The organism is Phormidium sp. CCY1219 (genome assembly GCF_055795085.1).
Genome location: NZ_JAYFEQ010000434.1, coordinates 14790 through 39069, shown reverse-complemented (window position 1 = coordinate 39069; position 24280 = coordinate 14790). Strand labels below are relative to the sequence as shown.

Annotated in this window: 14 protein-coding genes; 7 read left to right on the top strand and 7 right to left on the bottom strand. The window is 51.7% G+C overall.

Features of this window, described 5'->3' with window-relative positions:
• Positions 1 to 330: 330 nt before the first annotated feature.
• The 3 genes from AC0QH1_RS10195 (at position 331) to AC0QH1_RS10185 (ending at position 4553) form a co-directional block, all read left to right on the top strand.
• Positions 331 to 2622: a CHAT domain-containing protein gene (locus AC0QH1_RS10195; RefSeq protein ID WP_324630977.1), complete on the top strand. Its 2292-nt coding sequence runs from the start codon at positions 331 to 333 to the stop codon at positions 2620 to 2622.
• A gap of 367 nt (positions 2623 to 2989) precedes the next feature.
• Positions 2990 to 3124, top strand: a complete 135-nt coding sequence (locus AC0QH1_RS10190) for a hypothetical protein (protein WP_324630976.1) — start codon at positions 2990 to 2992, stop codon at positions 3122 to 3124.
• A gap of 112 nt (positions 3125 to 3236) precedes the next feature.
• Positions 3237 to 4553 (top strand): adenylate/guanylate cyclase domain-containing protein, encoded by a 1317-nt coding sequence (locus AC0QH1_RS10185; RefSeq protein WP_324630975.1) that lies wholly within the window; start codon positions 3237 to 3239, stop codon positions 4551 to 4553.
• A 187-nt stretch (positions 4554 to 4740) separates the two neighbouring features.
• On the opposite strand, the gene AC0QH1_RS10180 is transcribed toward AC0QH1_RS10185, so the two are convergent.
• A complete protein-coding gene (locus tag AC0QH1_RS10180) occupies positions 4741 to 9027 on the bottom strand; it encodes a PAS domain-containing protein (protein WP_324630974.1) in 4287 nt (1428 codons plus the stop codon).
• A gap of 337 nt (positions 9028 to 9364) precedes the next feature.
• Positions 9365 to 10156, bottom strand: coding sequence for a class I SAM-dependent methyltransferase (locus tag AC0QH1_RS10175; RefSeq protein ID WP_324630973.1), 792 nt, complete (start codon positions 10154 to 10156; stop codon positions 9365 to 9367).
• Positions 10157 to 10540: 384 nt separating this feature from the next.
• Here AC0QH1_RS10175 and AC0QH1_RS10170 point away from each other — a divergent pair, with 384 nt between their 5' ends.
• Positions 10541 to 11254 carry a glutamine amidotransferase-related protein gene (locus AC0QH1_RS10170; protein WP_324630972.1) on the top strand — a complete coding sequence of 238 codons (714 nt, stop codon included), beginning with the start codon at positions 10541 to 10543 and terminating at the stop codon, positions 11252 to 11254.
• Positions 11255 to 11428: 174 nt separating this feature from the next.
• On the opposite strand, the gene AC0QH1_RS10165 is transcribed toward AC0QH1_RS10170, so the two are convergent.
• Positions 11429 to 13606 carry an adenylate/guanylate cyclase domain-containing protein gene (locus tag AC0QH1_RS10165; RefSeq protein WP_324630971.1) on the bottom strand — a complete coding sequence of 726 codons (2178 nt, stop codon included), beginning with the start codon at positions 13604 to 13606 and terminating at the stop codon, positions 11429 to 11431.
• 534 nt (positions 13607 to 14140) lie between these two features.
• Between AC0QH1_RS10165 and AC0QH1_RS10160 the strand changes: the two genes are divergently transcribed.
• On the top strand, positions 14141 to 14785 hold the full coding sequence (locus AC0QH1_RS10160) for an HAD-IB family phosphatase (RefSeq protein ID WP_324630970.1): 645 nt from the start codon (positions 14141 to 14143) through the stop codon (positions 14783 to 14785).
• 39 nt (positions 14786 to 14824) lie between these two features.
• Here the strand turns inward: AC0QH1_RS10160 and AC0QH1_RS10155 are convergent, their stop codons facing one another.
• The gene (locus AC0QH1_RS10155) at positions 14825 to 14980 is read right to left on the bottom strand and encodes a hypothetical protein (RefSeq protein WP_324630969.1); all 156 of its coding nucleotides are present in this window, start codon (positions 14978 to 14980) and stop codon (positions 14825 to 14827) included.
• Between the two features lie 29 nt (positions 14981 to 15009).
• Complete coding sequence (locus AC0QH1_RS10150) at positions 15010 to 15378, bottom strand: DUF4258 domain-containing protein (RefSeq protein WP_324630968.1); 369 nt, start codon at positions 15376 to 15378, stop codon at positions 15010 to 15012.
• Positions 15379 to 15462: 84 nt separating this feature from the next.
• Between AC0QH1_RS10150 and AC0QH1_RS10145 the strand changes: the two genes are divergently transcribed.
• Positions 15463 to 15660 carry a hypothetical protein gene (locus tag AC0QH1_RS10145; protein ID WP_324630967.1) on the top strand — a complete coding sequence of 66 codons (198 nt, stop codon included), beginning with the start codon at positions 15463 to 15465 and terminating at the stop codon, positions 15658 to 15660.
• A 1860-nt stretch (positions 15661 to 17520) separates the two neighbouring features.
• Complete coding sequence (locus AC0QH1_RS10140; protein WP_324630966.1) at positions 17521 to 17733, top strand: hypothetical protein; 213 nt, start codon at positions 17521 to 17523, stop codon at positions 17731 to 17733.
• 59 nt (positions 17734 to 17792) lie between these two features.
• Here the strand turns inward: AC0QH1_RS10140 and AC0QH1_RS10135 are convergent, their stop codons facing one another.
• A complete protein-coding gene (locus AC0QH1_RS10135) occupies positions 17793 to 22064 on the bottom strand; it encodes a DNA-directed RNA polymerase subunit beta'' (RefSeq protein WP_324630965.1) in 4272 nt (1423 codons plus the stop codon).
• A 138-nt stretch (positions 22065 to 22202) separates the two neighbouring features.
• A complete protein-coding gene (locus AC0QH1_RS10130) occupies positions 22203 to 24077 on the bottom strand; it encodes a DNA-directed RNA polymerase subunit gamma (RefSeq protein ID WP_324630964.1) in 1875 nt (624 codons plus the stop codon).
• Between the last annotated feature and the right edge of the window lie 203 nt (positions 24078 to 24280).

Here is a 24280-nt window from a genome sequence, read left to right as displayed (position 1 = left end):
ACGGGGGATAAATCCCCCGTATAACAGCTCAAGTCGGTTGAAACCGACTAAAATATTTGTCCTGTAAAGCTTTCAGTCGGTTTATAACCGACTTTAACTATAAGGCGGGGACTTAAGTCCCCGCCGGGTGATGCAACCGATGTAACATGTCATTTCCTTAGTTTACCCCCCGATCCGGCGTGAGTTTAAACCCATCCTCGAACTGCGCCCAGCGATCGGGCGGCAGATTGCTTGACTGTTCGGGGTTGGGTTTGGGAATATTAGACAATGGAATCGGTGGAATTTTGAGATAACCACAGATTAGCTTACAGAATAACTAGAGGTTTGCTTGTGTTTAAAAAACTGCAGCGAAAAATACATTCTTACTTGATAAATTGGCAGAAGTCATATTTAGCACAGACCCCACCCGAAGAAGTCTTGCATCAATTAAAGCGCTTCTCGTTTAGCCCTTTTCGCTATGCCGCCAGTTTGAACAATTTGGCGCTATTGTACGACGAAATGGGGCGGTATGCCGATGCCGAACCGCTTTTCCTGCAAGCGAAAGAGATTCGCAAAGTACAGTTGGGGGAGAATCATCCCCACTATGCTACCAGTTTGAACAATTTGGCGGGATTGATGGCGGCAACCGATTGCCCTCACGAAGCATTCCAACTCATGCAGGAAGCCGCACAAATCAAAACCCGGATTATCGGCGAAATCTTATCCATTAGCAGTGACAGGCAACGCCTGGAATATATGCAGCAAAACCAAAGTGACTTGTACGTTTTTCTCTCTCTCGTCACGCAATACTTGCCGCAGGATGCAGCAGGGAAACGGGCGGGGTTGGATTTGGTGTTGCGGCGCAAGGGGTTGGCGACAGAAGCGGGGATTGTGCTGCGAACTTCGATTTATGGGGGACGTTACCCTCACCTCAAGCCAGAATTCGAGAAATTGCGGCAATTGACTCAGCAAAGAGCCTATTATACTTGGCAGGTGCCGACGCAATGGGAAGGGTTGCCGGCGTATCGGGAACAATTGGCCCAGTTGACCCGGGAACAAGAGGAAGTCGAACGATCGCTCAGTCGCCAAATTCCGGAAATGAACCTGCAAGTGCAATTAAACAATGCCAGTCGCCACGCCATTGCAGATATTCTCCCCGAAGGCTCAACTCTGGTGGAGTTCGCGCGATTTCAGGTATATAATTTCAAAGCAGTGAAAGCGAATGGCGATGCAGAATGGTTGCCGGCGCGGTATCTGGCGTTTGTGTTGTCTGCGGGGGATGCGGAAGGGGTGGAAATGGTGGATTTAGGAGAGGCGGAGGATATCGATCGCCTGTGTCGGAGGTTCCGCAAGTCGGTTTCGGGAGAGGGCGATCGCGCGTTGGACTTGGGGGAAATTGAGGAGGAAACCCCGGTGGGGACAAGGCAATTGCCTCACATACCGGAAACCTTCACCACACCGGAAGGGCAAGCGTTGTATCGAAAACTCATCCACCCGCTCAAGCCATATCTACAACCGCAGCAGACGCTTTATATCGCCCCGGATGGGGAACTGGCAACCCTGCCATTTGGGATTTTGTCGGCAGAGGGTACGGCATATTTGATGGCAGAATACGCTTTGCGTTACCTGAGTGGGGGACGGGATTTGCTGCGTTTCAATTTCCCGATTCCGGTGAACCATACCGCACCTTTGGCGATCGCGAATCCGGATTATAATTTGCGGGTGGAAACTGGGGAAACTCCCCCATCCGGTCAGAGTGAGAATTTCGCCACCCAGACCCCTGGGGCGGGGGGTCGGGATATGCGATCGCTCTCGGAAGAATTACAGCGCCACAAGCAAGGCGATCGGTTCAAACCCCTGCCGGGGACGAAAATTGAGGCAGAGAACATTGCCCAGCTATTGGATGTGCCGATACATACGGAGGCGCAGGCGGTGAAGTCTTTGCTCTCGCAGTGTCACTCGCCGAAAATCGTTCATATCGCCACTCACGGCTATTTTCTGGAAAATGTTCGCCTCCCTCTGCCCTCATTTCCCATGAGTCCATCGCCAATGGATTTCGCCGGCTTGCAGGATCCGATGACGCGATCGGGGTTGGCGTTTGCCGGGGCGAATACGGCATTGCAAGCGGGGGAGTTGCCTGCGGAGGCTGAGGATGCCCTACTCACAGCACAAGGTGCGCTAACCTTGGATTTGACCGGGACGCAGTTGGTGGTGTTGTCCGCTTGCGATACGGCGTTGGGAGATTTGGCGATTGGGGAAGGGGTTCTCGGTTTGCGGCGATCGCTCATCCTGGCAGGTGCGGAAACTGTGGTGATGAGTCTGTGGAAAGTTCCCGATGTCCCTACGGCGATTTTGATGAAGCGGTTTTATCAAAATGTGCTAGACCGGGGAATGCCGCGCACCAAGGCTCTAGAAGAAGCCCAGGCACACTTAAAATATATAACAGTGGCAGAACTGCGCCAGCACTGGTTAACCGAGGCGGCGATCGCGGCAGTGGAGCGCGTCAGTTATCCCAGTGCCCAATTATTGTGCGAATTGCGCCAAAAACCAGACCGCGATCGGCCTTTTCTCCATCCACAATATTGGGCGGCATTTGTCTCCATCGGCAACCCAGGGGCGATGCATTCAGCAGTGGGAAATTAATCTATCACATTGTTATATTACATCAACCTGGCGGATTGAAATTTACCGCTTTTGTGATTTTAGCTCGCTGCCAATTTTTTCAGCACAGGACTATGCCTTAACCCTAGGGGAGATTCGGATTTTAATTATTTAAAAATGATAAAGCGGTAGATCGGGTGGCGCATTCCCCCCTGGTGGGAACGAGTGAAACCAAACCCTGTAAATTATTTTGCATCAGTGCTTATGATATCAACTCGGGACGAATAGGTAAAAAAAATTAGTCCCCTTCAATCGCCCGGGTTTTATCTTCCCCTTTTTCGCCATTTCCCCTACCCTGGGTCACCGGTTCCCTGGGTTGGGGTGGGGGGCGCAGTGGAGTCCCGAAAGGTTGGCCGATGCACAAAAAGGCAAAAAAAGCAAGCGAAAATTGCCGATTTTAGCAATTCTTCAAAAATCAAGGCAAAAACCGGGAATCTCGCCGCTGGTGGGTAAAAGGGGAAAGATGAAGTGGCAAAATGGTTAGCTAGACTACACCTATAAACCCGCATTGTAACGATTCTGAGGCAAACTAAGGGAAGTGATATGGGCAAAAACCGACGTCAAGCGGGTGGCATCAATCAATGCAGGAAGAATTTATGGAGAATACCCAGTTGCCCTCTCTGGTGAGAAGGGTGTTTCAATACAGGGACTTGGAAACCGAATCCACCGAAGCGGAGTATGAGGCGTGGCGATCGCGCTTCATGCGAAAGCGCCTGCGTTTGGGATTGTGGATTGCCCTGGTTGCCTTTTTCTCATCCACCCTTTTGCAACTGGGCAACCTACTGTTTCAAACCCACGAGTTTAGACCCGACTGGGTGCGATCGCAGGTGGCGATCGAAATCAGTTTGCTGGTCTTTTTGCTGCTACAGCGCAGTTCTTTTGGTCGTCGCTACCCCAGTGCCATTTTCCTGGGATTTTACTGGTCCGTCACCATTATCCCCCAAATTCCCTACACTTTAACCGGTAGTGCCGAACCCGATATTCTCGTTTGGACGTTAATGTTTTTCGGACAAGCTACCCTGATTCCGGTTCGCTGGTCTCTCCACCTGATTTCCCAACTCGGCGTTTTTGCCTACTATCTCGGTCTCAATACCGCCGTGGGCGTTCAATTGTCCACCCCCGCCGATTGGATGAGTCCGGCAGTTTTAGCCTTATATTTCTTCTGGGTTTGTTTTGTCGGCGATTTGTCGGTTTATCTGTACGAAAGCTTACAAAAAGCCGAATTTAAAGCCCGTCGCAATTTAGAAGAAGCCTACCACAAACTCGAAGCCGAACAAAAACTCTCCGAGAGTTTGTTGCTTAATATTTTGCCGCAATCGATTGTGGAACGGTTGAAATCAGAACCGAAAACTCTGGCGGATAGTTTTACCGATGTGACCGTGTTGTTTGCCGATATTGTCGGGTTTACGGAACTTTCTTCGCGCATCTCGCCGCCGGAATTAGTGGAATTGCTCAATCAGATTTTTTCCGAGTTCGATCGCTTGGCGGATTTGCATGATTTAGAAAAAATCAAAACCATTGGCGATGCATATATGGTGGTAGCGGGACTACCAGAAGATCGGGAAGACCACGTCCAAGCGATCGCGAATATGGCTTTAGATATGCAACAAGCGATCGCCAGCTTCAACGCCAACACGCAACAAAATTTTAGCATCCGCACCGGCATCGCCACCGGTCCGGTGGTGGCGGGAGTAATCGGCATCAGAAAGTTTATTTACGACCTGTGGGGAGACACGGTAAACCTCGCCAGTCGCATGGAATCCCACGGCATCCCCGGGGCCATCCAAGTCACCGAAGACACCTACAATCGACTGAAAAACGAGTATTTATTTCAAGAACGAGGGCTAGTTAAAGTTAAAGGAAAAGGAGAAATGAAAACCTATTTACTAACGGGCAGAAAAGTGGAGAATTAAGCCAATCAAACTCAAGAATTTCAATCATCTGTGTTTCTTTCACATTGATGTATGATTCCGGCAGCATAATACATAATTTTGGAGCGGTATAAGCGAGACAACCGAACGAAATAGTCCGCGCAGGCGGACTATAGCGCTGTCGCCCCACGCTAAAGTCTGTGACTCGGCGCGATTTCAATTCCCCGCTTTAATCCCCCACTTTCCGAGCCAAATTTGCCACCACGGAAACCAACTGCTGAGGTTGGATGGGTTTGGGCACATGCAGTTGATAGCCGGCGGAAAGCGCGCGGATGCGGTCTTCTTCGCGGGCGTAGGCAGTGAGAGCGGCGGCGGGAATGTCGCCACCTTGCTGCGGGGACAGCGCTCTCACGCGCCGGATGAGGGTATAACCATCTTCTCCCGGCATTCCGATATCGCCGATCGGCACCGTAGGTTGCAGTTGCGCTAACAGAGCGATCGCTTCCGGGGTAGAGGAGGCGGCGGTCACTTGTGCGCCATATTCTTCCAGTGCGGCAACCAGGAAATCCCGGGCATCGGGTTCATCATCGACGATTAGCACCTTAATCCCGGATAGAGCCTCGGATCCATCCCCCGGGTCAGTAAAAGTAGCGATGATGTTCCCGTCAGCGCGATCGCGCGGTTCGTTCACCAAGGGAAACTCGAGGATAAACGTGGTACCGCATCCCGTGCCCTCACTATCGGCGCGAATAGTGCCCTGGTGCAGTTCTACCAAGTTGCGAACGATCGCCAAACCCAAGCCCAAGCCACCATGCGATCGCGTGGTATTGCTTTCTGCCTGACGGAAGCGCTCGAACACATACGGGAGAAACTCGGCAGGTATGCCTTTCCCGGTATCGATGACTTGAAGTTGCGCCATACTGTCCACCTGCTGCAGTCGCACTTTCACCCCGCCGCCATCTGGGGTAAACTTCACCGCATTGGAGAGCAAGTTCCAGATAATTTGCTGCAAGCGACCGCTATCTCCAGACACCGCACCCACAGCGTCCAACTCGCACTCCAGTTGAATCTGTTTGGCTTGTGCGCTAGAGCGCACCGTCTCCATTGCCGCCTCGATAGGAACTTGTAAATCGATCGCTTGGCGATGCAGGCGCACTTTGCCGCGAATGATACGCGAAATATCCAACAAATCTTCAATCAGTTGGGTTTGTGCCTTAGCATTGCGTTCGATAATTTCCAGCGCTTTCTGAGTGCGCGCGGAGTCGAAATTGCGACTGCGGAGCAACCGCGCCCAGCCCAAAATCGCATTCAGGGGAGTTCGCAACTCGTGAGACACAATGGCCAAAAACTCGTCTTTCATGCGGCTTGCCGATTCTGCATGTGCCCGGGCGGCTTGTTCCCGTTCCAGCACTTTTGCCCGTTCTGCCGCCACCTGCTTGCGATCGTGAATATCGGTAAAGGTACCAAACCACTTAACAATTTGCCCTTGGGGGTCGCGCAAGGGCAGCGCCCGCGCTAAGTGCCAGCGATACGCTGCTTCCGTGGCGCGCTGAATCCGACACTCGATTTCATAGGCTTCCCCGGTTTCCAGCGCTTCGCGCCAGCGAGCCACGCATTCATGCAAATCCTCCGGATGCAGCACAGTTTCCCATCCCCACCCTTCGCTTTGCTTACGTCCCAAGCCCGTATAATCAAACCAGCGTTGATTGTAGTAATCCAGCCAGCCATCGGGTCTAGCGGTCCACACCATCTGCGGAATCGCTTCTGCCAAAATCCGATATTTCTGCTCGCTGGCTTCTGCTGCGGCGCGTGCTTGCTGCGCTTGTGCCAGCAATCGTTCCCGCTCCCGTTCCGCTTGCTTGCGATCGGTGAGGTCGTAGAACGTGAGAACGCCGGCCAGGATTTGACCGGCCAGATTTCGCACCGGTTTGGCACTCACGCAGACGATTCGCGCTTCCCCATCCCCGCGCCGGATTTCGATTTCTTCCTCGGAGACGATTTCTCCGCGTTCGATCGCCCGCGCCATCGGCCATTCCTGCGGCTCGTAGGGGCGATTGTCCGGGTGAAACCCGAGATACGCTTGATACTCCTCTACGTTCTGCGACTGGGGCATGGGAGCGTGCCAGATTTTCTCCGCTTGGGTATTGCAGAGTATAATTTTCCCGGAAGGAGCCTCGGCAACGAGCGCCCCGGCGGGCATCTGTTGTAGCACTGCTTTTAACAATTGCTGCTCGAACTCCAGTTGTTTGAGCAAGCGATCGCGTTCGAACTCTGCCTGTTTGCGCTCGGTGATATCGAGAAGCACGCCGCTCATGTGAGTTGCCCGACCCCGTTCATCGTAATACGCCCGTCCTTTGGCGGCGATCCAGCGCCAAGTGCTATCGGGCCAGATAATGCGATATTCGATATCGTAATCCTGCTGTTGCACGATCGCAGTAGCGAGCGCCCGCCGTACTCGCTCGCGATCGTCTGGATGCAGGCACTGCATGACTCGTTCTAACTCAAGTTCCGATGTTTCTTCCTCTAACCCGAACAGTCGTTTGCTTTCCTCGGAAACTAACATGATTCCCCGAGAAATCTCGTAAGTCCACAGTCCTAAATTCGCCCCTTCCAGGGCCATCCGCAGGCGTTCTTCACTTTCGAGTAAGGCAATTTGCGATCGCTTGAAATCCGTCACGTCGCGCGTCACAGCCAGCACCGATTCCACGGAACCATCCGCCGCACATTCCGGAATCAGACGGGATTGAAAATAATTTGTCACCCCACCCGGTCCGCTAAAATCAAATTCATGCACGCGCTCGCAACCGGTGGCAAATATCTCTTGCAGATTCGCTTCCCACTCAGCGGTTTTTTCTGTGCTAAAGCCTAAGTCTGCATGGGTTTTGCCGATAAAGTCCTGCGCTTTTATCCCAGTAACGGGTTCGATCGCCGGACTCACGTACAGGTGGCGCAGTTCTCGGTCCAATCGCGCCACAATATCCGGTGAATGTTCCACCAATGCTTTGAATTCCCGTTCCCGACGAGACAATTCTTCCTCAGTGCGCTTGCGATCGGAAATATCGCGCCAGGTGGCTACAAAACCATCTCCAAAGCGAACCCCTCGAATATCGAAAGCTCGGGATAAATAATTTTTCCCGAAGTTATCTTCATAAATGAGGGATTCTTTCACCAAAGGTTCTCCAGTTTCCACCACTTTCCGGTACTCTTCAAATAACCCATTGTCCCGGTGCGCGGGAAAGATTTCGCAGAGGTTTTTCCCAATTTGTTGTTCTCGGGTCAATCGGTTATTGATGCAGGCGGCAGCATTTACATAATCAATTTTGAAGTCTATAATTTCGCCCGAGGAATCTCGAATCGCCGAATAAATACCAAAACAATCGAGCAGGTTTTCCACAGAAGTGCGGAACAGTTTTTCTCGGGTTTGTAATTCGGCTTCGATTTCTTTGTCTTTGCTGATATCTAACGTGCTGCCGATAACGCGAACTGCTTTTCCGGCAGCATTGCGGACGATCGCCCCTCGGTCGGAGACGTACAGGTAGCCCTGGTTTTTATGCAGCAGTCTATATTCTATCTCAAAGCGGCTGTCATTGGCGATCGCCTCCTGTATTTGGTCGAAAGTGTGAATCAGATCCTCCGGATGAATGCGCGATCGCCACCAGCCTTTGGTAGCTTCCACCTCTTCCGGACGATACCCTAACAGTTCGTATAAACTTTCACTGCGTTGCACCTGGTTCGTCTCCAGATTCCATTCATAGATGACGCAATTTACAGCTTGGGCCGCAATTTGGAAGCGTTCGTTAGCTTGTTGGTACTGGATTTCGCCCTGTTTGGTTTCGGAGATATCTTCCACCAGTCCCACCACCGAATTCTCACTTGGGGCGCGATCGCCCAGGGTTCCCACCCGCACCCGCACCCACCGAATCGATCCGTCGGGGCGAACCAGGCGATATTGTGTCTCATACTCCCCATCCGGAAGCTGTTCTAATGCGGAAAGCGCCCGATCGCGATCCTCCGGATGAATCGCCTCTACAAACGCATCCGGGCGATCGTAAAAACCCCGTGCCGGGCGATCGCAGAGTTGCTCGTATTTCGGACTGACGTAGACAATTTCCCTCAGATGGCGATCGGCGATCCACAGCGCTTGCGAGTAGTTTTCCGCCACCTGGCGCAAGGGATCGACCCTCCTGGATTTTACCGCTGCGATCGCCCCGACGATCGCCCCAGCTTCTAATAAAAACAGCCCTAATGCCAACCATTGCGACCCCGACCCCCCGAAAAGGGAATAGGCGGGACCGACAACAAAATAATCGCCGCACAGGGCCGCCAAAACCGTCGCCAGAATTCCGGCGTCCAGACCCCCATACCAGGTACTGACGGCGATCGCCCCCCCCAACAACCCAAACGGCGACTCGCCACCGATCGCAGACGAGAGCAGCAACTTGAGAAAGATTGTCAGGAAAACGGCTAATCCGGCAAAACTATAGCGGAAAACAGAGGAACGGGATAAGTTTATCATCGATCTGTTCGCTGACTTGAGGAAAATTTGGGAAACGCTTTTCGGTAGTTTTGGATAAAACACTCTCTATTGTGGCATAAATAGTTCCAAAAAGAAAGGGTGTCCGCTTTTTGAACTGCAATTTCCCCAATCTATTCCTCTAGATAGATTCGCTGGCGGTGCCCAACACTAATCTTAAACCCTACAGGTAAAATAACCGGTGTTTATCTCCTAGCTATCCCTCCTCTCGCCAATGGTTTGCTAAGCGTTCATTTATATTTAATCCCCAATCTCTCTCGACAATTACACAAAGAAAAACAGCGATCGCCTAAGTCGCGATCGCTGTTTTTCCGACCACTTATGCTTTCGATACAAACCCGCCAAACACCGCCAATCCAAAATATTTCCAAGGCACCTCCGCAACCTCGAACCCTGCGGTTTTCAGCATATCCAAATGAGCCGATAAACTCGCTAATTGGTCTTGGGAAGAATACCCTTGGCTGACACTTTTACCCAATTTCGCCCGCACCTCGGTTAATGTCGTTCCCTGAGCTTGCGCCCATTCCTCGCGCACTGTCTTGTAAACCTCGGTTAAAGCAGGAGATTCCGGTAAAACCGGATCCGCATTCCAAAAACAGCCGCCTTGCGCCAGATTGTCACAAATCCACCCAAATAACTTCAATTTCATGCGATCGCTCAAATGGTGAATTGCCAAAGATGAAACGCAGGCATTAAACCCTGCACTCGGCGCAATGTTCACCTGTAAATTCGCTAAATTGCCAAAATCCGCCTCTATCCATTTCACCCGCTGTGCATAACCCGCCGCTTCGATTTTTGTCCGCGCGACTTCTAGCATTCGCGAAGAATAATCCACCGCAACTAACTCCGCTTCCCGATAGCGAGACAGCAGCTTTAAGCTTAGCTCTCCCGTACCGCAACCCAGTTCTAATATCTGTTTGCTGTTTCCCGGGATACAGCGCACCAGGCTGTCTAAAATTTCATCATATCGGGGCAAAAGCTGCCGAATTCCCGAGTCGAAATCCGCAGTATTAGCAAACACCTCCCCGGGGAAAATTTCGGTTTTCGCTTCGGCGATCGCCTCTTTTGAAGAATTGGCCACTGGAGATTCCTGGGAAGAATTAGAAGTCATAGAACTTAGAAAACCTAGGGATTACATTTACACTTTCAATTACCATAGCATAAGCTGCCTTTCCGGAACCATAAAGTCGTAAAATTTCTCGAAAATCTCCCAGAGCTGTGACACCATAATTCAACCCCTACCGCGCCAATCCGCGAAAACCCAAATCCCCTATTCTCTTTGTGCCCTAGGCTTCAAATACCACCCACTGCGCCCCGAGGGGCGATCGGCGCAATTCTCCTGCTTTCCTCCCAGGGAATATAGCAGGTTTCATTCGCACTCCAACTGCGCCCACTACAGGAGTGAGGAATGCAGCAACCGATACCCCGGAATAATTCAAACTGAACTACACTGAAAAAGGTAAACAAATAGCTAGAAAAAAGCCCGAGCGAACCGATGAAACCGATTCTGATTGTCCTCCATCAAGCAACATCAACCCCGGGACTGGTGGGGGAAGTTCTCCAGCAGAAAGGCTACGAACTCGATATCCGCTGTCCCGCCGAAGGAGACGAACTCCCCCCCAAAATGGACGGACATTTGGCGGCGATCGTCTTTGGCGGTCCGATGAGCGCCAACGATAGCGAAACCTTACCCTTTATCCGCCAAGAATTGCACTGGATACCCATCGCCCTCCAGTCAGAAAAGCCATTTTTCGGCATTTGTTTGGGCGCGCAATTACTCGCCAAGGTCCTCGGAGCAAAAGTGTCTCCCCATCCGGAAGGTATCGCCGAAATCGGTTATTTTCCCATCACGCCAACCGAGGCGATCGCACATCAATTTCCCTTTCCTCAATACGTTTATCACTGGCATCGCGAAGGATTTGAACTCCCTGCTGGCGCACAATTGCTGGCCACAGGAAAAACCTTTTCCAATCAAGCATTTCGCTACGGAAAAAACGCCTACGCGGTTCAATTTCATCCGGAAATTACCCGCAAAATGGTCAAAAAATGGACAAGGCTTGCTGCTGATATGTTAACGTTACCCGGCGCGCAATCTCGCGATCGCCACTTGCACCATAATCGTTTATATGCTAAAGAATCCGAACTCTGGCTGCGAGAATTCCTCGAGAATTGGCTCGCCCCAACTCATCCCAATCTGTTCGGCAAATAACGGGTAAGAAAGCATTTTGACTCGTTACCAGACTCATGTCCGGTCAACCTGAACTGAGGCTCCGTCTCTTCCCAGTGGTGGTGCGGTGGGCATTGCCTACCCTACGATTTTTACTTAAAACATATTGGAGAATAGTTGAGTGGATTTAGGATGAAAATCCAGGAGGAATTACCCTCAACTTTCATACCAATTACTGGTGGGCACCGCCCGCCAAACAAACACTCCTTTCCACTCGGCATTCGGCGGATTTTGTTCGTACACTTGACAGCGATGCATAAAGATTTCCGAGGCTTTATCCTGGGGGTCTAAGCGGTGGGTTTCCTCAAACACTTTTAATGCTTCGCTCCACTGTCGCTCTCGATAGAGTTTTACGCCTTCAGAAAACAGACGTATAAACATTTTTGTGTAGGAACTGAGGTTATCTTTTTCCGAGATTAATTCGTAGACGCCCACCGGTTTTCTTTTGCCTTTTACCGCCACAAAATCCAGCAAGCGAACTTCGATATAATCTTGGGCTTGCTCATAGGTAGACTCGCTAATCAGAATTTTCGTTCCGTAATACTTGTTTAACCCTTCTAATCGACTGGCCAAATTTACCGGATCGCCGATCGCCGTATAATTGAGCCGTTCTTCTGCACCCATATTGCCCACGATCACATCGCCGGTGGCAATCCCGATGCGATCGTGAAAGACTGTTTTCCCCGACTTTTCCCACTCTAGCGCCAGTTCAACCATTCTTCGCTGAGTCGCCAACGCCGCATGACACGCAAGCACCGCATGATTATCCAAGGGAGTCGGTGCCCCCCAAAATGCCATAATCGAATCGCCAATATACTTATCCACTGTTCCTTTATAGCGAAACACGATATGGCTCATTTCGCTGAGATATTCGCCTAATCCTTCCACCAATTTTTCCGGTTCTAGATTTTCTGCGATCGCCGTAAAATTTGCCAGGTCGGAAAAATAAATCGTTAACTCCCGCTTTTCCCCTCCCAAACAGGCTTCTTTATCCAGGGATATCAATTCTCGCACCAAGCTAGCCGGCACGTATTTTTTAAAAGAGCGCAATCCCTTGGTCATATTATAGAATGCTTCTCCCATATTTTCTACTTCAATTAAAAAAGATTCTACTTTTTTGTCTGAAGTTAACTTAAACTGCTTGATTTTATCAGTTTCTCGCGCCAGCAGTGCCAGAGGGTGGGATATTTTTTGCGCGAATAAAAACCCCAAAATTACTGCTGTAGCAACCAAACCGCAAGACATGGCAAAGGCGATCGCATTATTCAGATGCACTTGAGCCATAAAATCTTTTTCCGGCACGATCGCGCCGATAAACCAATCCAAACCGGTTTGTGCCGGAAACGGTGCGTACATGGCCAGGTACTTTGTGCCATCCAAATAAAAAGAGAAGTAAAATGGCTCTTGCTGTTGCAGCGGGGAGTTTTGCATGGTGGCGACAGTTTGTTTGAACTGCCGAAACGAAGCCGCGATCGCCGGATCTCTAACATTTTCTACCAAGATTGTCCGATCGTTGCCTTCCATGTCTGGGTCGGGGGATTGCATCAGTTGCGACACCACTTCTTCGTCCGGTTGAATCGGTAAAGCGATCGCGCGATCGCGGTCGTTAAAAATAAATGCTTTCCCCTCTTTACCAATGGTTAATCTCCCCAAAAAATAAGACAATTCGGCAATCGTAATATCAATTCCCATCACCCCTTCCAGATTGCCCGCGCTATCGTAAATCGGTGCTGCGCTAGAGATGCCCGGTTGGAGATCGGAGTAAAAAATATAAACGTCCGTCCAAATAAATTCTCCTTGCGCGATCGCCTTTTCGTACCAAGGGCGCGATCGCGGGTCGAACCCCTTTTCTGCTGGTTCCACCACTTGGGCTGGATATATAGTTGACCATACTTTATTCTCGTGCTGCCAAGTGCTAATCGCTTCCTCACCCTCCCGGCTTACCGTTTTCACGCTATAACTGTTATCCGGCATCCGCTTAAGCATGATAAAATCTCCCGAAGTTTCGCCATAGGTCAGGGTAATAAACTGCTCGTTAGCTGTCATTAACCCCGAAAAATATTGAACCAGCTCGTCGCGATTTTCCGGTTGAATTAAATCATTTTGGGTGAGACTAACATTAAGCTGAGACCCTCGAACTGCCCCCTTTAAATAAGTCAAGGTTTTCTCAATTACCCGATCCGAGATTTCCCGCATTAGATTAATCGTTAACAGTCGAATGGAATGTTGACTGCCCAGGTAGGAGACTACCCCCACCATACCGGAAGACAAGACAACCAGCAGCGTCAACAGTGCAAGAATGCTAACTCGAATCGTTATTTTAAGTTTAGGCATAGTCCACTCAATCAAATCCTTCCATACTATCCGATCGATTCAAACCCGCAGACGCGCAAAGCAAAAAAAGAGACAAGGGCAACTTGGGATTTTCGCGATCGCGCCCCAATCCTTGCCACGTTCAGCCCGGATCCGCCTGCATCGAATCCTTTCACCATTGTAAAATCCAGGGACAGCTTCCACAAATTCCCTGATTGACCCTACCCCCAATTCCCTTTCCGGCACGATCGCCCTACAGCTCCCCGCCACTCCACCCCCAACGCGGTTGACCTCATGGCATTCGCGGAAAATTTCAGATAACCGCCTCGATAGCGAGTGTAAATTATTGGCATAAAAAATCCTGGGGATATTCTTAAGGAAGTTTCCATTATGCCTACAATTGACAAGGCGCGATCTCTCTCGGGCGAAGTAATTTCTGTCTAGCTGACTCTTTTACTCCCAGCCTCGAATCACCGAAGCTTGGATGAGCGATCGAGAATCCCAGACGATAAACTTACGGCGATCGCGTCATTCTTACTACAACTCTAGGGAAAAATGAACTATTCTCAACCCGGAAACATCGTCTTTTGTGACTTTGATGGCACCATCACTACCGAAGATACCTTCGTCAAAACGATCCGCAAATTTACACCAGAGATGACCAGAGAGTTACTGCCAGAAATTTACGCATTGCGCCTTTCCCTACGCCAGGGAGTGCGACAAATCCTCGAATCCATTCCCTCCCGGCGATACCCAGAAATCATCGAATTCATGCGATCGGAACCCATACGATCCGGTTTTGTCCCCTTTCTCGAGTTTCTCGAAGCACAAAAGGTGCCGGTGGTCATTGTGTCTGGCGGGTTGCGCGTCATAGTAGAAACTGTACTCGGAGAACTGGTGGATCGGGTACTCGCCATTCACGCCATTGATGTAGACACGAGCAAGGAATATTTGCAGGTACATTCCGATTTTGAAGCGGATACAGAACTGGTGTCTAAGGTAAGAGTCATGGAGAAATATCCCGCAGCAGAACAAGTTGCGATTGGCGATTCGGTGACGGATTTAAACATGGGTCTGACTGCATCGGTGGTGTTTGCCCGCGATCGCCTTGCGGAATATCTCGCAGAACGCCAAAAGTCCTATATTCCCTGGAATGACTTTTTTGAAGTGCGCGATCGCCTCGCCGAACGCTGGAATTAACTACCCCCGCAACCTTAACTTACATTTTTATCCCTCGATTCACTCGGCGTTGGTCAAGTTAACCGAACTGGCGCGGATTTTTCCGATGTTGCCGTATGGCTGGTTTGTTATAGAAATATTATTGCCACTTAAGGTGGTTTCCAGGAAACCGATTAAAACAGCAAGCGTGACGAAGGAAACTGATAATTGCTTCACTCGTCACGCTTGACTTATCCCAGTATGATTCAATTGTAACTTCTAGATTTAGAGACTCTTCGTTTCGTTTGATGGTGCCAATAGGCAGTGAGAATTTTTGGATTTGGAGGACCGGCCAAACAAACAACTCTCAGACCCCGGAGAACGTCCACAAATTTTGCATAAGGACTTTTTTCCAAACTGCGATCGTTGAGAGTAAAAACCATTGCTCCTCTACTAAATGATTTTTCTCCATACATTAACGCTACCTTTATCATCGCATTACTGATGGCGCGTTGCTGTTGTCTGCGTTCTAAATGATTGATATCTTTTCGGCGATGCACCGCCATCAGAATACCCACGCGGCTTTTGTTAGCATCTTGTTCGAGCAATTGGGCGATTTTTTTGTTGGAATCCATCGATAACGCCTCCTAGTTGGTGATAGATGTGTATGGTTTTGAGAAAGAAGTTTGATTTCATGTAAGTCAATCAAATCGAGTAAAGTGTTAGAATCCAAGAGCAAATCCGAAGCCGAATTCGGCAACAGCCTTGAGGGATTGGGAAAAGCAGACTCAGACCGAGGAGTCTCAACTTGCCTCACCACCCTGTGTTTAGGCTGCACGCGCTTCCGCAAAAGCGTAGTAGATGTCCCCTTGCTGGGGATAAAACAGCCCTCAGCTTATCCGGAAAATTCTCTATAACCTCAGAATTCCCCTAAAGGACTCAGCAATCCCTACCCCTGAGAAATTTCGTTGCATTTCTTAAAAAATGCTGAGTGTTATTTACTACACAAGATTGCTGGTAAACTGTCTTAAAATTGACAAACCGCGCGAATCAAGCAAAAACATCTCGGGATTGCCCCCTGTGGGTTGTGATACTATCGTAGGCAAGGCAAAAATACGCCACTCCCTGAAAAGTGACGGTTTTTCAGGCGTCATAGAGCACTGCAGCAGCAACGAAACCCTCGCGCGAGAGTACCCTGAGTTTGCCTCATCGAATAAAGTTGTCCGATCCTACAGACGCACGGATATTTGAAAAGAGTCGTGATTTTTATGAAACGCTCACCTAGAAGCAGGTTTTGGGTTAAATTTTGCGTTCACAGACCGATCGCATAAACCCGCCTGCGAGGCGATCGCCCTTTCCATCCCCGGGGATTTTCTTCTGTCTCGGCGATCGACATTAAAAAATTCTAAAAATTCTCAGGATAGTCCAAAAATAAAAACATCACCCCGGCGGGATCCTTTTTCCTCCATCCCAGGGAATTCTCTTCCCATCCCCCAATTCCCCCATCTCCACCTCAGTCAGTGATGGCGATCGCGGGAAGGGGAGTGGAAGCCACATCACACCCTCTGGGGATTTCCCTCTTTTCCACCTCCAGGTAAGCATTTTATCGAAATCACCTAAAAGGGGTAAATTTCTCGGATAACTGGGTGTTTTAAAGACACTCTCTCGGGGCGCATGAATGGACTTTTGCTGACGCGCCTGTGTCATTTCCCCATTTCCCCCAAATCCACCACTCCTGTGTCTGTACTGCACCGCATTGTTAACCTTTCTGTTAATTGTTCGATCGCCTTTTTCTTGGCATCACTCAATTGATGAATTAACCCTGATTTGTAACGCATCGCCACCCTGCTACTGGCTACTGGGTACCCCCACAGTGACTAACCTAACCGGTTAGATTGCTACTGCGATCGAACCTTTATTTCCCTAACTTTGGGGTCATTGGTATCGGTCATATTTTTCTTTAAAAAGAAGGGTTCATATCGCCTGCGATCGAATCCCAATACAAAGCACGCGATCGACCCAAGAGAGAGAATCAAACCAATTTTATGAAGCTCTAACAAATTGCCAATTCCCTCGATTTTCTCACATTAACCCCAGCATTTTCCCGATCGAACAGTTACGATGCCCCCTGCCTCTCTTTTCAAGGGGCAGGGGGGATTCGCATCTGAATGGCTTGCAGACTCTTGCCGATTATCTGTTGGCCACGACCAAGAATATACTATAGTTTCGATTGACAAAACAAAGGATTGCTAATTTCACAGACTCATTAAGTGAGGCCAGCCAAAAGCTAGAACGCCTTTTAAAATTCTCGCCCGCTACCGAGAATGATATCGCTCGCTTTCTCTCGCTCCCAATACCGGAGAAAAGTTACCCCCCTGTGTTTGGGGTATGACAACCTGCAACATCGTTCTACAGGCTTGCCGCTTGGCCACCTTATACTCAAGAGGATTCGCAACGACGTCCGTCGTGAATGCCGCATTCCGAGTTATTTGCGCTCACGAGTAACGAATCAGAATCAACAGACTCGAACCCGGCGCGATCGCGAATTGTGAAAGCTTGACCCGTGGTGGCAAAACACGCACACAAAAGAGCAGACAGAAGAACAGAAGTATAGACGCGCATGATGATTGACTCCGTTATTAGAACTCCGAACCGATATCCACAATTCTTCGATAGATTCAAAGAAAACTGTGCGGTTAGGCGTCACTTCCTCAAGCGTCCATCAGCAACTCACTCCCCAAGGTGCGGTTTAATTCGCTCGCAGGGTTTGGCAAACTGTGACATTCAAACAATTGGCGATCGCGCCTCCCCCTCGCACCAACCCCCACCGCGATCGCAACCTCCCAACTCGCCGCCCCTCCGAGGAGCGCGATCGCAGCCAACCCGCCTCAACCAATCGCCAATCGCCAACCCGAAACAACCAACCCAAAAAAAAGCCCCTCCCGGGAACCGGGAAGGACCTTCACAGTATTGAGCGATCGCGCAGTTAAGGAGAAGCCCTCAAGCCAGCCCCCGGGGAAAAGCGATCGCCCATATCAGCAGCGCCCCATCAAAACGCCTCATCATCGTCCCCCTCCGGGTAGAAATCATCCCCATCATCCCCATCAAAATCATCCGCCGACCCCTGGCTCATCCCAGAGGACAGACCCTCAGAACCGGGCGACCCCGAATCATCCGCATCGCCCTCCAAATCAGACCCCTCCATCACATCATCATCATCCTCATCCTCATCAGGCAACGCCTCATCATCATCCTCATCCTCATCGAAAGAACCAGCGCTGCGGTCATCGAGCACCACATCCGCCAACTCCTCCTCATCTTCCCCATCGAGTACCCCATCACCATAGGCACCCACTTCATCCGCCTCCGCAGACAGCTCATAAGCATTAAACCCCGTACCCGCCGGAATCAAACGCCCGATAATCACATTCTCCTTCAGCCCGCGCAACCAATCCGACTTCCCTTCAATCGCCGCCTCAGTCAGCACCCGGGTCGTCTCCTGGAAGCTCGCCGCCGAAATAAAACTATCCGTATTCAAAGACGCCTTCGTAATCCCCAACAGCACCGGGGTATATCGCGCCGGGGCACCCCCCGTAATCGACATCGCCTCATTCACCCGTTCCACCTGCTGCAACTCCACAAGCTCCCCGGGCAACATCGTCGTATCGCCGCCATCGTCCACCCGCACCTTATTCGTCATCTGGCGCACGATAACCTCAATATGCTTATCCGCAATATCAATCCCCTGCGAGCGATACACCGACTGCACCTCATTCACCAAAAACGTCTGCACCTTCTGAAAACTCTCCAGCGCCCGCTCGTACTCGCTATCCCCAGAGGACTCCAAATTAAAGAAAATCTCCACAATCTCGTGCGGATTCGCCGGACCATCCGTCAGGGGTTCCGCCGCCACCACGCGCTGACCGTCAGAAATCAGCAAATTCTGTCCCGGACCGAGCGGATAATCCGTCACCACCCCGTCATCTTCAACAATCTTCACCTCCACCGTGTCATCCTCGCCATAAACCACCTGCGACATACCCGCCGCCTTCGCCAGGATGCAAGCCTCTTTCGGCTTGCGCGCCTCCAGCAGTTCCTCAATCCGAGGCAGACCTTGGATAATATCCCCCGTCTTCGTCCGCTCGAACACCAGCAGCACCAAGTGGTCCCCGCGCTGCACCAAACTGCCATCCTCCACATGCAGCACCGCCCCTGGCGATACCCGATAGGGGCGCGCAATCCGCAGCTTCAGTTTCACAGTTTCGCGCGGCGCAAGCTGGGAAGACCCCTCGGGTCCATCCGCCGTCGGTTCTGGCGCTCCTCCCTCAGACCCGCTCGGGACCTCCAGGATATCCACCACCTGCCCGGAATCCTCCAGCTTCACCCCCGGAGCAACCTCGGTTCCTTCCAGCAGAAAGTCTCCCGCCGATACCCCCAGGGTGCGAACCGCTTCCACTTCCATCGCATCCTCGTCGCGCACCACCAGCACCCGACGAATCGCCTCCGCTCCTTCCCGGATGCCGCGCACTTCCCCAGCATCCTTGCTCTTGATTTCCGTGCGCGCCACCACCGCACCGGCTTCGATGCGATCGCCATCGCTCACCAGCAATCGCGTCTGAGTCGTCCCCTGGGTCGCATCCGCGATCGCATCCCGGCGCACCACCAGAGACTCCAAAATCACCAACTGCATCCGGTACTGCTGCACCCCAGCCCCGGAAACCCGCTCGGAATCCACCTCAGCGCCAGACATCTCCTCGCCCCCGGCATCCTCGCTTCCCGTTTCCGGAACCACTTGCGTACCCAGTGCCGCCACCTCAGACTCATCCAGGGGAATCAACTCGATATCCGCCGCCAGTCCCGGCGCATCCTGGGTAATCTCTAGCACCAACTGCGTCCGCAGCAGCTCCAAGCCCTCCACGGACTTCACCCGTTCCCCATCTTTATAGGGAATGCGCTGCACCGCCCGCAGGTGAATCGCCGCATCCACCTGTTGATTGAGCGACTCTTGCGAAGGAATCGCCGGCTCGTCCGGTATCGCATACTCCACCACCGGGCGCAGCAATACCCCAGGCCCGGTAGGCGTTTCCACGTATTCCACATAGCGCAGCTCTTCCACCTTCAGCCCCGGCAAAATCTCATCCCCAGGATTGGCAATATTCCCGCTGGGAATCGACACCTCATCCGGGTCGTCCACCATGTGGAAATCCCCCGGTTTCACCACCACTTCCCGCAGAATGTCATTTTTCTGGGTCACTTCAATGACGCCGCTGCTTTGGCACTTGATGTCTTTGACGATTTCCGTGGCCGCCTCCACATATTGGCCATCCTCCACCAGCAACAGGGAAATGTCCTTATTAATTTCGTGGCACTCCTCCGGAATCCACAGCAGGGTGCCGCCTTTGACGACTTCATAGCCCTGTTTGGCTTTCGCTTTTTTCTGCACCTCTACCCCGGCATATTTGATGATGCCACCGGTCTGGGTGTGGTAGCGCTCGTCTATCAGTTCCGCTACCACTTGATGGTTCAGAACCTTAGTCCCCGGCGTGGCTTTCAGGGAGAACATCCGATCGCTCGCCGTTTGGATGATATAGCGATCGCCCGCCATCTCTCCCGTGCCGGAACCGACAAACCCGCCGCTACCGCCGCTGTGCGAGCGCACCGTGGCCTGGTCTAGCAGCACTGAAGCGGTGATAATCTCTACCTCGCGCGGACTGGCAAAACTGTCTTGCGATTCCCCCGCCGCCGACTTCAGTCGCACGATTCCGCCATTCTGCGCCACCAGCTTCGTCAAGGCGATGGGCGTACCCACCTCCACCAGGTCGCCATTTTTCACCGTGGGTTCCGCCCCAGGCGGCAAATTATACACCTCCCCGGAAAGCACCCAAATCAGTCCCCCCCGTCCCGCAACGCGGGTGGTGTTTCCTTGGCGATCGGTTTTCTCTTCCGACACCAAATCCGCGAAATACACTTCGCCAGCCAAATCTGACGCCACGTCTTTCGTGGCCTTTTCCGTCGTCTTGCGCGTGCGTCCCGCAAGCGGAACTTCCGCCAGCAAGCTGTTAGTCTCCACTGTCGCCCCATCGGCCACCATGATGACGGTACCCTGGTTGACCGCAAAGCTCTCCGAACGTTCTCCGTCTTCCAAGCGGATTTCGCCATTCGGACTTTCCACCACAAAAGCATCCTCTCCGTGGCGCGTCCGGAAAGACCTGACTCGCAATCCGCGATCGTAGCGAATCGTTCCCGGGAAAGTCGCGATCGCAGTCCGCGCCACTTCCCCAGTGAACACCCCTCCAGTGTGGAACGTCCGCATCGTTAGCTGCGTCCCCGGTTCGCCAATAGACTGAGCGGCAATAATTCCTACCGCCTCTCCCATATCCACCAGGGTGCCGTGAGCCAAACTCCATCCATAGCACAGTTGACACACGCTGCGAGTCGCTTCGCAGGTCAGGGGCGATCGCACCAAAACCTCTTGCACCCCGCGCTTAAAAATCTTCTCCGCCGTCTCATCATCGAAAGCCGCATTCCGCCGACAAAGGGTTTCCCCCGTCTTCGGATCCACTACATCCCTCGCCGCAACTCGCCCCAACAGGCGATCGGACAAAGGAATCAATATCCGGTCCTCATCCTTCATACTCGCGATCGCAATCCCCCGCGTCGTGCCACAGTCAACCTCGCGCACGATCACATCCTGAGACACATCCACCAATCGCCGCGTCAGATACCCCGAATCCGCCGTCCGCAGCGCAGTATCCACCAACCCCTTACGCGCCCCGTAAGAAGAAATAATATACTCCGTAACCGTCAGCCCCTCCCGGAAATTCGTCTTAATCGGCAACCCAATAATTTCACCCTGCGGATTCGCCATCAGCCCCCGCATTCCAACCAACTGACGCACCTGGGAAATATTCCCCCGCGCCCCAGAAAAAGCCATCATATACACCGAATTCAGCGGATCCGACGACTTAAAATGCGCCACCACCTCATCTTTCAAAGCCTCCGACGTCCCATTCCAAGTATCGATTACCTTCTGGAAACGCTCCACCTCCGTAATCTCGCCCTTAGCATAGCGAGTCTCGGTTTTATTGATTTCAAGCTCCGCACTTTCAAGCAACGACCGCTTCGTCGGCGGCACCATCAAATCATCAACGCTAATCGACACCCCCGCCTTCGTCGCATAGCGGAAACCCAAATCCTTCAAATGGTCCGCCACCGCCGCACTGCGCGCCGTCCCATAATTCACAAAAGCCTGAGCAATCAGCTTCTTCAATTGCCCCTTATTGATGGTTCGGTTATAAAATACCAGTTGCTTTTTCGTCATCTTCTTTCCGTACAATTAACATCCCTCTCATTAACCCCAGTTCCTATCAAAAACTAAGAACCAAGAATCAACACTCAAAATCCTCACTCCGAAGCTCATCGGTCATTCGTCAAAAGACCAACAACCGATGACCGACAACTAAACCAAAGCATCCGCAATAGCTTTGTTGAAAATAATGCGACCCACAGTCGTTCGCACGTACTGGGACAACACCCTTCCCGTACCGTCCTCCCTCACCCGGGCATCCGAATAAACATAAGTCACCGTACCGTCAGAATGCGACGTTTCCTGCGGCTTTTCATCCTTAGACCCCCTATCAACCGTCCAACTATCATCCAGCCTTACCCAAACATACGCATGCAAATCAATCTGTTCCTGCTCGTAAGCAATAATCGCATCCTCCAAACTCGCAAAATACCGACCATTTCCCCGCATCGCTTTCGGGTTTTCTGCAGTTAAGTAATAACAACCCAAAACCATATCCTGAGAAGGCGTCACAATAGGCCGTCCCGTCGCCGGCGACATAATATTATTCGCCGCCAACATCAGCAACCTCGCCTCCGCCTGCGACTCCAGAGAAAGCGGCACGTGAACCGCCATCTGGTCCCCATCAAAATCCGCATTAAACGCCGGACAAACTAACGGGTGCAACTGAATCGCCCGACCCTCCACCAGCATCGGTTCAAACGCCTGAATCCCCAAACGGTGCAGCGTCGGCGCTCGGTTCAGCATCACCGGATGCCCCTCGATTACCTCCTCGAGCACATCCCACACGCTCGGATCCGACCGCTGAATCAACTTCTTCGCCGCCTTAATATTATTCACCAACCCCTGACGAATCAAGCGGTGAATCACAAACGGCTGAAACAGCTCGATCGCCATTTCCCGAGGCAACCCGCACTGGTGAATCTTCAGCTTCGGACCGACCACAATCACCGATCGCCCCGAATAATCCACCCGCTTACCCAGCAAATTCTGCCGGAAGCGCCCCTGCTTGCCCTCAATAATATCCGACAAGGATTTTAACGGACGATTATTCGCCCCCACCACCGTGCGACCCCGCCGCCCATTATCGATAAGCGCATCCACCGCCTCCTGCAACATCCGCTTCTCATTGCGGATAATAATCTCCGGTGCCAGAATCTCCTGCAACCTCGCCAAGCGATTATTCCGGTTAATCACTCGCCGATAAAGGTCGTTTAAATCCGACGTTGCAAACCGTCCCCCATCGAGCTGCACCATCGGGCGCAAATCCGGCGGAATCACCGGAATCACCGACAGCACCATCCACTCCGCCTGACTTCCCGTCGCCACAAAATTATCCACAACCCGCAAGCGCTTAATCAGCTTCGCCCGCTTCTGACCCTTAGAATTCGAGATATCCTCCCGCAGGCCCTCCGCCACCGACTCCAAATCGAGATCCTGTAGCAATCGCTGCAGCGCCTCCGCACCAATCCCCACCTCAATCCCAGACAGCTCCGTATCCTCGCTATAGAGCTGGTCCTCAATCTCCATCCAAGCATCCTCCGTCAAAAGCTGCTTGTAATTCAGATTATCCGCATTCCCCGGATTGAGTACCACATACGCATTGAAATACACGATTTGCTCCACATCCCGCAGCGGCATATCCAGCAAAATCGCAATATAGCTCGGAATCCCCTTGAGATACCACACGTGGGCAACCGGAGCCGCCAGCTTAATATACCCCATCCGATGCCGACGCACCCGCGATTCCGTCACCTCCACGCCGCACCGCTCGCACACAATCCCTCTGTGCCGAACTCTTTTATACTTGCCGCAATGGCACTCCCAATCCTTCGCCGGCCCAAAAATCCGCTCGCAAAACAACCCATCCATCTCCGGTTTTAACGTGCGGTAATTAATCGTTTCCGGCTTAGTCACCTCCCCAACAACCTGACCGTTGGGCAAAGTTCTTTCCCCCCATTGTCGAATCCGCTCCGGAGACGCTATACCGATTTTAACGTAGTCGAACCGCTGTTCGATTTTAGGCATTTGTTACTTTTCTCCATTTCGTGGTTGTGGATGTTTTTTGCCCTACCAAGTTTCAGGCCAGAGGAATTGACTCCCTCGAAAATCTTTAAAATTCCTCGCTTTTCCGGTCAGCTAATTTTTTATTAGCCGCGCACCCGTTTCGGGCATGGAAAGCTCAGCTAAACCCCCAGGGAGAGGGAAAAGAGAGTTATCGGAAAAAATCT

Excerpts from the sequence above, each read along its gene's own strand:
- AC0QH1_RS10185 (WP_324630975.1), top strand. The coding sequence starts at position 3,237 with ATGGAGAATACCCAGTTGCCCTCTCTGGTGAGAAGGGTGTTTCAATAC.
- AC0QH1_RS10130 (WP_324630964.1), bottom strand. The coding sequence starts at position 24,077 with ATGCCTAAAATCGAACAGCGGTTCGACTACGTTAAAATCGGTATAGCG.
- AC0QH1_RS10175 (WP_324630973.1), bottom strand. The coding sequence starts at position 10,156 with ATGACTTCTAATTCTTCCCAGGAATCTCCAGTGGCCAATTCTTCAAAA.
- AC0QH1_RS10170 (WP_324630972.1), top strand. The coding sequence starts at position 10,541 with ATGAAACCGATTCTGATTGTCCTCCATCAAGCAACATCAACCCCGGGA.
- AC0QH1_RS10180 (WP_324630974.1), bottom strand. The coding sequence starts at position 9,027 with ATGATAAACTTATCCCGTTCCTCTGTTTTCCGCTATAGTTTTGCCGGA.
- AC0QH1_RS10160 (WP_324630970.1), top strand. The coding sequence starts at position 14,141 with ATGAACTATTCTCAACCCGGAAACATCGTCTTTTGTGACTTTGATGGC.
- AC0QH1_RS10135 (WP_324630965.1), bottom strand. The coding sequence starts at position 22,064 with ATGACGAAAAAGCAACTGGTATTTTATAACCGAACCATCAATAAGGGG.
- AC0QH1_RS10165 (WP_324630971.1), bottom strand. The coding sequence starts at position 13,606 with ATGCCTAAACTTAAAATAACGATTCGAGTTAGCATTCTTGCACTGTTG.
- AC0QH1_RS10150 (WP_324630968.1), bottom strand. The coding sequence starts at position 15,378 with ATGGATTCCAACAAAAAAATCGCCCAATTGCTCGAACAAGATGCTAAC.